Source organism: Mesorhizobium sp. B2-5-4 (genome assembly GCF_006441095.1).
GTDB classification, from domain to species: domain Bacteria; phylum Pseudomonadota; class Alphaproteobacteria; order Rhizobiales; family Rhizobiaceae; genus Mesorhizobium; species Mesorhizobium salmacidum.
In genome coordinates this window covers 163,317-174,829 of sequence record NZ_VFUR01000012.1, presented here as the reverse complement: position 1 = coordinate 174,829, position 11,513 = coordinate 163,317, and the positions used below count along the sequence as shown (strand labels likewise).

11 protein-coding genes and 1 pseudogene are annotated in these 11,513 nt (G+C 63.3%); 8 read left to right on the top strand and 4 right to left on the bottom strand.

The genetic code is table 11. The features are described from left to right. The 3 genes from FJ492_RS17340 to FJ492_RS17330 all read right to left on the bottom strand — a co-directional run. A partial coding sequence (locus FJ492_RS17340; protein WP_140771133.1) for an HAD-IIB family hydrolase occupies nt 1–213 on the bottom strand: 213 nt, incomplete at its 3' end. 10 nt (nt 214–223) lie between these two features. Continuing rightward, nucleotides 224–1,195 (bottom strand): SDR family oxidoreductase, encoded by a 972-nt coding sequence (locus tag FJ492_RS17335; protein ID WP_140714897.1) that lies wholly within the window; start codon nt 1,193–1,195, stop codon nt 224–226. 78 nt (nt 1,196–1,273) lie between these two features. Further along, nucleotides 1,274–1,675, bottom strand: a complete 402-nt coding sequence (locus FJ492_RS17330) for a hypothetical protein (RefSeq protein ID WP_246676045.1) — start codon at nt 1,673–1,675, stop codon at nt 1,274–1,276. Between the two features lie 189 nt (nt 1,676–1,864). On the opposite strand from FJ492_RS17330, the gene FJ492_RS17325 reads away from it, so the two are divergent. Then, nucleotides 1,865–2,461 carry an NAD(P)H-dependent oxidoreductase gene (locus FJ492_RS17325; protein ID WP_281408170.1) on the top strand — a complete coding sequence of 199 codons (597 nt, stop codon included), beginning with the start codon at nt 1,865–1,867 and terminating at the stop codon, nt 2,459–2,461. A gap of 241 nt (nt 2,462–2,702) precedes the next feature. Then, the gene (fghA, locus tag FJ492_RS17320) at nt 2,703–3,566 is read left to right on the top strand and encodes an S-formylglutathione hydrolase (protein ID WP_181165850.1); all 864 of its coding nucleotides are present in this window, start codon (nt 2,703–2,705) and stop codon (nt 3,564–3,566) included. A 16-nt stretch (nt 3,567–3,582) separates the two neighbouring features. On the opposite strand, the gene FJ492_RS17315 is transcribed toward fghA, so the two are convergent. Continuing rightward, nucleotides 3,583–4,866, bottom strand: coding sequence for an FAD-binding oxidoreductase (locus FJ492_RS17315; protein WP_140771131.1), 1,284 nt, complete (start codon nt 4,864–4,866; stop codon nt 3,583–3,585). A gap of 360 nt (nt 4,867–5,226) precedes the next feature. Here FJ492_RS17315 and FJ492_RS17310 point away from each other — a divergent pair, with 360 nt between their 5' ends. The 6 genes and pseudogenes from FJ492_RS17310 (at nt 5,227) to FJ492_RS17280 (ending at nt 11,511) form a co-directional block, all read left to right on the top strand. Continuing rightward, nucleotides 5,227–6,000, top strand: coding sequence for a glucose 1-dehydrogenase (locus FJ492_RS17310; protein ID WP_140771129.1), 774 nt, complete (start codon nt 5,227–5,229; stop codon nt 5,998–6,000). Nucleotides 6,001–6,080: 80 nt separating this feature from the next. Then, nucleotides 6,081–7,403: a histidinol dehydrogenase gene (hisD, locus tag FJ492_RS17305; protein WP_140771127.1), complete on the top strand. Its 1,323-nt coding sequence runs from the start codon at nt 6,081–6,083 to the stop codon at nt 7,401–7,403. A 15-nt stretch (nt 7,404–7,418) separates the two neighbouring features. Then, a complete protein-coding gene (locus FJ492_RS17300; RefSeq protein WP_140771125.1) occupies nt 7,419–8,447 on the top strand; it encodes an alcohol dehydrogenase catalytic domain-containing protein in 1,029 nt (342 codons plus the stop codon). Nucleotide 8,448: 1 nt separating this feature from the next. After that, nucleotides 8,449–9,180: a histidine utilization repressor gene (hutC, locus tag FJ492_RS17295; protein ID WP_140505789.1), complete on the top strand. Its 732-nt coding sequence runs from the start codon at nt 8,449–8,451 to the stop codon at nt 9,178–9,180. Between the two features lie 432 nt (nt 9,181–9,612). Then, nucleotides 9,613–10,620: an ABC transporter substrate-binding protein gene (locus FJ492_RS17285; protein WP_140771145.1), complete on the top strand. Its 1,008-nt coding sequence runs from the start codon at nt 9,613–9,615 to the stop codon at nt 10,618–10,620. A gap of 28 nt (nt 10,621–10,648) precedes the next feature. Then, a pseudogene (locus tag FJ492_RS17280) lies at nt 10,649–11,511 on the top strand (ABC transporter permease). Nucleotides 11,512–11,513: the final 2 nt, after the last annotated feature.

The following is an 11,513-nucleotide window of genomic DNA, read 5'->3' as shown; positions in this document are numbered from 1 at the left end:
GTAGATCAGGGCGCCGTTCTCGGCGACGACCTTGTCGAACATGCCGATGTCGGGAAACACGCGCTTGAGGTCGGGCAGCTCGCGTCCGGTGACCAGAAGCAGTTTGCGGCCACTTTTCTTGAACCGCTCCAGTGCGGCGAGGGTTTTCTTGGAGACAACTCCGTCATGTGCGAGCGTCCCGTCATAGTCGGTCGCCAAGGCAATGAAATACATTGCGATGACCTCAGTAGCCGCCGACGATCGGCAGGATCTCGCCGGTGATGTAACTCGAGCAGTGCGGGGAGGCGAGGAACACATAGGCCGGAGCCACTTCCTCCGGCTGTGCCGGCCGTTTCATCGGCGTGTCCGCGCCGAATTTCGAGACGTCGTCGGCTTCCTTGTCGGACGGATTGAGCGGCGTCCACACCGGGCCAGGCGCGACCGCGTTCACCCTGATGCCCTTGGCGATGAGGTTGCCCGAAAGAGCGCGCGTGAAGGCGTGGATGCCGCCCTTGGTCATCGAATAGTCGACCAGTTGCTTGGAGCCGTCTATGCCGGTAACCGAGCCGGTGTTGACGATCGCCGAGCCCGGCTTCATGTGCGGCACCGCTTCCTGTGCCATATGGAAGTAGCCGTAGAGATTGGTCTTGAGCGTCGTGTCGAAATGTTCTTCGGTCAGGTCGCCGAAGTCGCTGGAATGGATCTGGAAGGCGGCGTTGTTGACCAGCACGTCGATGCGGCCGAATGTTTCGATCGTGGCCGCCACGGCGTTTTGGCAATCCTGCCGTTCGCTGACGTCGGCCTTTATGAGGATGCAGCGTCGACCTTCTTTTTCGACGGCGGATTTTGTCTCTTCGGCGTCCCTGTCCTCGGCCAGGTAGACGATCGCGATATCGGCGCCTTCGCGGGCGAACAATACCGCCACCGCGCGACCGATGCCGGAATCGCCGCCTGTGATGAGAGCCACCTTCTCCTCGAGTTTCCTTGATCCGAGATAATAGGGTGCATCGTAGAGCGGGGCAGGTTCGATCGCCGCTTCATACCCGGGTTTCGCCTGATGTTGCTTGGGGAAGGGCGGCTCGGGATAGGTGCGCGCGCCTGCCTGCATGGCGTGTTCAGCCTTGCCGTTGCGCTTCGATTTGTCCTTGGCGCCGATGCCGCGCTGGATATGGCGTTGCTTGGCGGCTTCACCGGCGGTCTGGGATTTCGTCTCCATGGTTGTCTCCTTGGCTGAAGAAAGTTCAACGCGCGGCGGACCGAAAGGTTTGCGCGATGCCAAAGCTTGTCGTCCGCGTCAGTCCTTGAAATAGGCGCCGGGTTGGCGGCCCGATCTTGGAGACTTCGCGTCCTTCGAGTGTTCGGAGATCGTCGGGCCCGCGCCGGATGTCTTTTCTGTTGCCGGGCTGGGTGTCGCCTTGCCGGGCTGGCCTCCGGACTGATGTGTTTCTTCCTTTGTCTGATCTGCTGGTCGCGTGAGCCCCATTCCGCCTGCCGGCGGCTTGTTGCCCGCTGCATCGGGCGAGAAATCATCGCTCGGATCCGAGCCGGTCCTCGCCGGATATTTCCGTGCGCCGGTTTCGTATTCGGTTCTCTCGCGTGCCATGGCCGCCTCCGTGTTTGCCTGAACGGAAAACAGCCGCGGGCCGATCAGGTTCCGAACAAACGGTGATGATCGTCCCTTTTCCAGCGGTCGCATCGGCCCTCGCGTGCGACGGCTGCAGCCCGCACGCTCGCCAAGCCATGCTCCTTTTTCAAGGATGGCGCTCCGGAAGAAAAGTGTCTTTCCGATTTCGCTCCACGGCGACCGTCAATTCCTTTTGTTCGGAAGTAATGTCTATAAAAACTAGGGACATCCCGGCCAGCTGGGTCGAAAAGATCACAGGGCATCCATCATGACCAACCCGGCCATTGTCGGCTTCTCCGGCAATTTCACGCGGCCCTCCAAGACCCGCGGCTTCGTGGACCATATCGTGACGGAGATCGCCGGGCGATACGGCCTTACAGCACCCATGATATCGTTGATCTCGGTCCCAGCCTTGGCAATGCCAAAGGGACGCGCGACCTGGATGTACAGGCTCGCGCCATTCTCGAGCGGATCCTGGCCGCCGATGTTCTGGTGGTCGGCTCGCCCACCTACAAGGGCAGCTATACCGGTCTGTTCAAGCATTTCTTCGATCTCGTCGACCCGGCGGCCCTCAGGGGCAAGCCGGTGCTGCTGGCGGCGACCGGCGGCGGCGACCGCCATGCGCTGATCGTCGAGCATCAACTGCGGTCGCTGTTCGGCTTCTTCGAGGCCTTTGCGCTGCCGACGGCCGTCTTCGCCTCGGAGAAGGATTTCGTCGACGCGTGCTGGCATCCGAAGCGATCCAGGCCCGTATCTGTCTCGCGGTGGACGATGTCGGCCCGGCGCTTTTCGGCCGGCAACGCGCCAGGATCGCCGCCGAGTAGCGTGCTGCGGAATATCTCCCACTCCGACCCATGAGCGCGCTGAAGCGGCCCCTGAACGCGCTTAGCGCGCGGTAGGGCGACATCCAGCACGCTGCCTGTGCCACCTGACCGTCAGCGGCGTTGCCAAGATGATGCGGGCTGCCGATTTCGATGGCGATGGCCGACGCCCGATCGGACCTGGCCCGATATCCAAAGCCCAATCCGTTGAGGTTGCCGTAGTCCCGGCCGATGCCGTAGACAAGCGGCGGTGAATCACATTGGCGGAGAAGAAACACATGTCGGATCGGATGAAAATCATCTCCGCTGCCAAGTCGCATGGCGGCGTCCAGGGCGTCTATTCTCACGCTTCGGATGTCTGCGCCTGCGACATGACCTTTGCCGTCTTCGTGCCGCCACAGGCCCGTGAAAGACCTTGCCCCGTCATATGGTACCTATCCGGTCTCACCTGCACCCACGCCAATGTCATGGACAAGGGGGAGTACAGGCGCATGGCGGCCGAGCTTGGCCTGATCGTAATCTGTCCCGATACCAGCCCCCGCGGCGCCGGCATTCCCGACGAGAAGGACAATTGGCAGTTCGGCAGCGGCGCCGGATTCTACGTCGATGCCACGCAAGAACCCTATGCCAGTAATTATCGCATGTATTCCTATGTCACCGAGGAATTACCAGCGCTGATCGCGCGGGAGTTTCCGGCCGACATGACGCGTCAGGCGATCTTCGGCCACTCGATGGGTGGACATGGCGCATTGACCATCGCGCTGAAGAATCCTGAACGCTTCAAGAGCTGCTCGGCCTTCGCGCCAATCGTGCAACCCAGCACCGCCGGCTGGTCGAAGCCGGCCTTCGAAAAATATCTCGGTGCGGACGAGAAATCATGGCGGGGCTACGATGCCACCTTGCTCATCGAGGATGGCCACCGCTTCCCGGAGCTTTTCGTCGACCAAGGGACATCGGACGGATTTCTCGATGATGGGCTGAGGCCCTGGCTTTTGGAAGCGGCATGCGCCAAGGCTGGCATTGCGCTGACGCTGCGCATGCAGGACGGCTACGATCACTCGTTTTTCTTCATTTCGACATTCATGGACGATCATCTGAGATGGCACGCCGGAAGATTGTCCGGCGCTGGAGCCGGAGCATAGCCGCGGGCTCTTCTCATCAAAGCCCGAACCGGTCCTTCATCCGGCCAGAAAGGATCGCCGCCTTGACGCCAAGCGGCCAGAAGCGATGGAACCGGATTGGCTTGAGCGGCGATATCGGCATCGGAAACGGCGATGTCTCGTCGCCCCGTAGGCGCCGCGCCAGGGCAGCGCCCATCGCCGAGGCCATGGCAACACCGCGGCCATTGTAGCCAAGGCAGATCAGCACGCCGTCTTTCGGCTCGTGAACGTGCAGGAGATGGTCCTTGGTGATCGCGACCCGGCCGTTCCAGCCATGTGTCCACCCGGCTCCAGCAAGCGACGGCCAGAGCCGTAGCGCATGGTGGGTGAGGTAGCGGATGGCGGAAGCATCGCCGATCGGGCTCATCGGGCCCCGGCCGCCCATGAGAAGCCGGTTCTGGGCGTCGATGCGATAGTACACGGTGATGTTGCCGGCTTCGTAGACGACGGGCCTTTCCGGGAGAATTGCCGCCGCGGCTGCCGGCGCAAGCGGCTCGGTCGCCGCGATGGCGCTGAACACCGGGACGAGCGACTGCTCCAGGCCCGGCCACAGGTTTCCGGTATAGCCGTTGGTCGCGATCAGGACGTTCTCGGCGCTGACGGAACCGCCTGCCGTCTCGAGGACCCAGCGTCCGGCCTGCCTGCTCAGCGAGAGCACCTCGCTGCCGCCGAAGATCCGCGCGCCGGCCTTCTGCGCGGCGACTGCCAGGCCAAGCGCGTATTTCAAGGGATGGAGGTCGCCGCCGCGGGCATCGAACATGCCGTATATATACCTGTCCGTGCCGATACGCGCCGCCATCGCCCTTGCGTCGAGCATTTCAACCGGCATTCCCCGCCGCTCGCATTGCGTTGCCGCGGCCCGCACGGAGGCTGCCGGCTTCGGCCGGATCGCCGCGCGTATGGTGCCGTTCTGCCGGGCCTCGCAATCGATCGACAGGCGCCTGATGAGACCGAAGGTGAAATCCGGCGCGCCGTAGGAGAACTCGATCATCCGCGGCCCAAGCTCCGGGCCGAACATCGCCTCGATGGTGTCCGGATCGTATTTGAGGCCGGGATTGACCTGGCCGCCATTTCTGCCCGACGCTCCCCATCCCGGCTGATGGGTCTCGATCACGCAGACGTCTTCGCCGGCTTCCGCCAGATGCAAGGCGGTGGAAAGGCCCGTGAAGCCACCGCCAACGATGGCGACACTTGCCTGCTGCGGACCGGCAAGGGCGGGGTAATTGCCGGCGCCGCCAGCCGTTTCGCGATAGAGGCTCCTGGGCGGGCTGCTTTCCAGCATATGACGGGCTCTCACGATAGGGCGGCGGGCTTGACGGGCAACCGGCTTTCAACTGCCCGATATCCGGCACGCGCGGCAGACCCAGACTTTTTTGTCGGGTACGCCAGGTAATTCTGCAGGGCTTTCGGAATCTCAGCTTTGGACATGTTGGTCTCCCCCATCGCCGGCCGATTATCGTCTTGGACAAACCTCGAACAATCGCCGCCCGTGGCATCTCGTATGAACGAGCTAACTTTGTGATCGCGCGTGCGGCGGATAACGTCACCCTCAATCTCACTCGAGGCTGTTTGTACATGCTTGTATATGCAAGTCGATCTGATAGTCTCTCTGCCACGCAACCGGAGCGGCCAAGGAGGATCAATGCGCAACGCTTCTCTTTTCGACCTTTCGGGCAGGAAGGCGCTTGTCACCGGCGCCAGCCGCGGCATTGGCCGCAGCATCGCCGAGGCGCTGAGCGCCGCCGGCGCCGACGTCGCAGTCACAGCGCGTAACCGGGACTCGCTCGGTGAGACGGTGGCGGCCATCCGCGCCGCCGGCGGGGTCACGCATGCCATTGCCCTTGACGTGACCGATGTCGGCCGGTGCCGTGCGGCCACCGCCGAGGCAGCCCGCCTGCTTGGCGGCCTCGACATTCTCGTCAACAATGCCGGGGTGGAAGAGGTCCGGCCCTCGCTCGACGTCGACGAGCCCCTCTGGGACCGGATCATCGATACCAATCTCAAAGGGGCGTTCTTCTGCGCCCAGGCGGCAGCGCGGCAGATGCGGGACGCCGGGCGGCCCGGCGCTATCATCAACCTCTGCTCGCTGACTTCAGAAGTCGGCATTCCAACGGCGGTGCCATACGGTTCGTCGAAATCGGGCCTGCTCGGCATGACACGGGCGCTGGCAGTGGAATGGGCGGAACTTGGCATCAGGGTCAACGCCATCGCCCCGGGCTATTTCAGGACGGCGATGACGGAAGTGTTCTACGGCAACGAGGCGTGGCAGCAATCCATGCTCGCCAAGATTCCGCAGCATCGTTTCGGCGATCTGCGCGATCTGCACGGCATCGCCGTGTTCCTTGCCTCGGATGCCGCAGCCTACATAACCGGCCAGTCCATTCCGGTGGATGGCGGTTTCCTCGCATCGATCTGAGGCGGCTCGCCCAGGTTTGAAAACAGAGTCTTCCGCAATGTGACCGGCCGGCACATTGCGTTCCAACAGGAGGGAATACCATGTCCGACATCAACTTCCATGATCTGTCATCCCTCGATGCCACCCGGCGGGCCGGTCTGCTGAAACGCGCCGAGAGCGATCTGTCGGTCTTCGTCGAAAAGGTCCGTCCGATCATCCAGGTGGTCAGGGACGAGGGTGACGCCGCCCTGATCCGCTTCGCCAGGGATTTCGACAAGGCCAATGTGGCCGAAGGCGGACTGAAAGTGTCGGAAGCGGAATTCGATGCCGCCTTCGACAAGGTCGAGAAGGATGTCGTGGAGAGCATCAGGTTCGGCATCGAAAACATCCGGCATTTTCATGAAGAGCAGAAGCCGGAGACCATGTGGCTCAAGGAGGTCCGGCCGGGCGCCTATGCCGGCGACCGGTATACACCGATCGCATCGGTCGCGCTCTACGTGCCGCGCGGCAAAGGCGCCTTTCCGTCGGTGACGATGATGACGTCGGTTCCGGCTGTCATTGCCGGCGTGCCACAGATCGCCATCGTGACGCCGCCAACCTCGGATGGCTCTGTGGACGCGGCCACGCTGGTCGCCGCTCGCCTCGCCGGCGTCGAGACCGTGTACAAACGCGGCGGCGCGCAAGCCGTCGCCGCGGTCGCCTACGGCACCGAGACGGTGAAGCCGGCGCTCAAGATCGTCGGCCCCGGCAGCCCTTGGGTGGTGGCGGCCAAGAGCGTGCTGTCCTCGATCATCAACACGGGTCTGCCGGCCGGGCCGTCGGAAGCCATTATCTTTGCCGACGACAGCGTCGACGGAGGCCTTGCCGCGCTCGATCTGCTGATCGAGGCCGAGCACGGGCCGGATTCCTCGGCCTATCTGGTGACGCACAGCCGCAAGGTTGCCGAAGCAGCACTTGCTGCACTTCCCGACCACTGGTCGCGCATGACCGAGCAGCGTGTGGAATTCTCGCGCGCGGTGCTGACGGGAGAGCGCGGCGGCATCGTGCTGACCGCGTCGTTGGAAGACTCCTACCGCTTCATCAACGACTATGCGCCCGAACATCTCGAGATACTCTCGAAGGAGCCGTTCGCGCATCTCGGCCACATCACCGAAGCGGCCGAAATCCTGATGGGTCCGCACACGCCGGTCACCCTCGCCAATTTTGTCCTCGGGCCGAATGCCGTGTTGCCGACCAGCCGCTGGGCGCGGACCTATGGGCCGCTCTCGGTAACGGATTTCGTCAAGCGTTCGTCGGTCGGCTATGTCACCTCGGCCGCCTATCCGGAACTGGCGCTGCATGCCCGCAGGCTCGCCCGCTACGAGGGCTTCAGTTCGCACGAAAACGCGGTTTCGGAAATCCGCGACCGCTATCTCGCCGGCTGAGCGGAGACGATCACGATGAAGGCGGCACGACTTTATGGACCGGGCGATCTGCGCGTCGAGGATATCGCCGCGCCAGGCATTCCGGATGCCGGCTGGGTGAAGCTCAGGGTCGATGCCGCAGGCATCTGCGGTTCGGATCTGCACAATTTCCGCACCGGCCAATGGATAAGCCGGTCGCCTTCGACAGCTGGCCATGAGCTGACCGGCACGGTGATCGCGCTGGGCGAGGGCGTCGATACCGTCGCCGTCGGCCATAGGGTGGTCGCGGATTCCCGCTTCTGGTGCGGAGATTGCACGCAATGCCGCGCCGGCAAGCGGCATCTCTGCACTTCGCTGGGCTTCGTCGGCGAAATCTGCGATGGCGGCTTTGCCGAACAGGCGGTGCTGCCCGCACGTCTGCTGCATGTCATCGACGCCGGTCTCGACGAGCGGGTCGGTGCCATGGCCGAGCCGCTCGCGGTCGCGCTGCACGCGGTGCGGCGGTTGCCGAGAACGGCGGGCTCGGTGCTTGTCGTCGGTTGCGGTCCGATCGGTGGTCTCGCCGCGCTGCTGCTCTCCCGAACCTCCGCCGGCACGGTGCTTGTCGCTGACCGCAACCGGGACCGCTGCGCCCGGGTGGCGCGGGTGACCGGCGCCACCATCGTCGATCTCGACCGCGATGCCATTGCAGCCGCGACCGCCAATGCCCCGCTGCTGGCGGCCGTCGAGGCGACGGGCAGCATCGCCGCATTCAACCAGTTGCTCGGCGTTCTCGATCCCGGCGGCGCGGTGGCGATGGTCGGCATCTTCCATGGCCGGCTCGACATCGACCCCAATGTTCTGGTCGAGCGCGAGATCGCATTGCTCGGATGCAATGCCTTCGCCGACGAATTGCCAGAGGCCGTGCGGATGCTGGGCGAACTAAGTGAACCGCTGCTGGCCCTGATCGACCGTGAGATCGGCCTGGACGAGATTCCAGCCGCCTATGAGCGGCTGCTGGCCGGGAAGAGCGATGGCTTGAAGACAATCATCCGCGTGCGGCAACCTGCCGGAAAGGATTTTTGAGATGATCGATTTGCCCGACACGGCGAGCCCCCTTTACGAGAAGGTGAAGGATTACATCCTGACCAACATCGGAACGGGCAAATGGGGCAAGGATCGCAAGCTGCCGTCCGAGAACGAGCTGGTGGTTTCGCTGGGTGTGTCGCGGATGACGGTTCACCGGGCCCTGCGGGAACTGACCGCCGCAGGATTCCTGATCCGGCTGCAAGGTGTCGGCACGTTCATCGCGCCACCCCGGCCACAATCGACGCTGATCGAGATCAACAACATCGCCGCCGAGATCGTCGAGCGCGGCAACAGGCATCGCTCCGAAGTTCTCGTCCTCGAAACCATCGTGCCCACGAAGGAACTCGCGCTGTCGTTCGAGTTTGCGAAGCGCACTTCGGTCTATCACTCCGTCGTCGTCAATTTCGAGAACGACCTGCCGGTGCAACTGGAGGAGCGTTTCGTCAATCCGAACCTGATCCCCGACTACGACAAGCAGGACTTCACCAGGACGGCGACCTACGACTACCTCATGCAGAAGACCCCGGTGACCGAGGTCGAGCATATCATCTCCGCCATCCCGGCCGACAAGGAGACGGCGCAGCATCTCGGTATCGATGTCGGCAGTTGCTGCCTTCTCCTGCATCGCCGGACGTGGACGGGGGCGGTCGTGGCCACGATCAGCAAGCTGACCTATGCCGGCAGCCGCTACTCGCTCGGCAGCCGCTACTCGCCTTCCAGGGCAAGCTGAAGCCAACGAGCCAATGCAAGCCGAGATTTCACGGCGACAGGAAAAGTCCTGATCGCAGCATTGCTCGCCAATCCACCGGCAGCATGCCGCGACGCTCGAGTTCCAACAGCAAGGAATGGTCGGCGGCGCGCCCGATGGCGGAACCGACCGGATGACCGGTTTTCTCGATCCGATCGATCCTGAAAAAGCGTGAGCACTCGGGCGGGAGATTCGCCGGTTCAAACGTAAGATTGGACTCCATCAACTTGTATATGCATGTATGTATTTCCGCCTTGACATCCGCTGCCGCTGACGCTGAGATATGTCGGCACTTCAACCATGAAGTGGCGGGCAAGACGCCGAGGCACAGTGCCGCAAGAGCAGAACCCCGCAGTCTCACCAGACCGGATGCCTGGGTAAAAGCGGTCTGATCATCAAGGGGAACGAAAGATGATGCTCAACCTAGCAGGACAATTTCGCGCATTGGTAATGGCCGTTGCCGTCGGGCTCACCGCCGCCCCGGCCGCCCATGCGGCCGATGCGGCCATTCCCACGACGCCCGAGGCCGGATCGTTCAAGATCGGCATCGAGCCCTGGCTTGGATATGGCCAGTGGCACGTCGCCGAGGCCAAGGGCCTGTTCAAGACGAACGGCCTGTCGGACGTCCAGATCGTCAATTTCGCCGAGGACAAGGATATCAACGCGGCACTCGCAAGCGGCCAGCTCGACGCCGCCAACATCGCCACCCACACGGCGATGGGCATGGTTGCGGCCGGCCTGCCGGTAAAGATCGTGCTGCTGCTCGATGTCTCCATGACGGCCGACGCCATCGTCGCCGGCAAGGACATCACCTCCATCGCCGATATCAAGGGCAAGCAGGTCGCTTTCGAGGAAGGCACGACGAGCGACATCCTGCTCAAATACGCGCTCGCCAGGAACGGCATGTCGGTAGCCGATATCCAGCCGGTTCCAATGCCTGCCGCCGACGCCGGCAGCGCCTTGATCGCGGGCCAGGTGCCGGTCGCGGTCACCTACGAGCCGTACCTCACTGTCGCCATGGCGCAAAACAAGGATGTCAAGCTGCTGTTCACCGCCGGCGAGGATCCCGGCCTGATCAGCGACGTCCTGGTGGTGCGCGACGAGGTGATCAAATCTCGGCCCGGCCAGGTGCTGGCCATGATCAAGAGCTGGGACGCCGCGCTCAAGGACTACAAGGCCGACACCCCGGGCGGCCGCGCCATCATCGCCAAGGCTGTCGGTTCCGACGTCAAGGACCTCAACACCGCCTTCGACGGGGTGCGCTACTATTCCCTGGCCGAAAACAAGACGGCGCTCACCGGCGATTTTACCACCAAGACATTCGCCGACGTCGAAGCGGCCGCCAAGAACGCCAAGCTACTTCAGGCCGACGTGACGCCGGAGCAGATGATCGACCCGTCCTTCGTCAAGGCGGCGCAATGACGAGATCCGGATCGCGGTGGTAACGCAGATGTCCGGGGAGCCTCCCGCGAAAACCGGTTTGGCCCGCCCGACGCCGGCGCCCGCCGCAAAACCGGCGAGGCGTCGCCGATCCTCCGGGATCGGCGTGCCCATCGCCAGGTCGCGTTTCCTGGCGATAGCGGTGGCTGTCTTTGTCGGCCTTGGTCTCGCCTGGTGGGCGGCGACCGGGCTGGAATGGGTGAAACCCATCTTCCTGCCGTCGCCAGGCAGCGTCGCGACCCAGATCACCAAGCTCGCGGCCGACGGTACCTTGTGGCTGGACCTCAGGGCCTCGATGTACCGCATTTCCATCGGCTTTCTTCTCGCCTCGGCATTGTCCATACCGATCGGCGTGCTGATCGGCAGTTTCCGCTCCTGGGAGGCGGCCATCGAGCCGCTGGTGGATTTCATCCGCTATATGCCGGTTGTCGCTTCGTGCCGCTCTCCATCCTGTGGGCCGGTACCGGAGACACCCAGAAATTCCTGATTATCTTCATCGGCACCTTCTTCCAGCAAGTGCTGATGGTCATGGACAATGTGAAACGGGTTCCTACCGACTTCATCGGCCTTGGCCGCACGCTCGGTCTGCCGGACCGCAAGATCCTGACGCGCATCGTCGTGCCCAGTGCCTTGCCGGGCATCTGGGACACGCTGCGCATCAGCCTCGGCTGGGCATGGACCTGGCTGGTGCTGGCCGAACTCGTCGCGGCGACATCCGGCCTGGGCTATCGCATCACCGTGTCGCAGCGCTATTTCCAGACAAACACCATCATCGGCTACATCCTGCTGCTGGGCGTGCTCGGCCTCATTACCGACCAGGTCATGAAGGCCTTGGAGAAGGTACTGTTCCGGCAGGAGGGCCACCCGCAATGAGG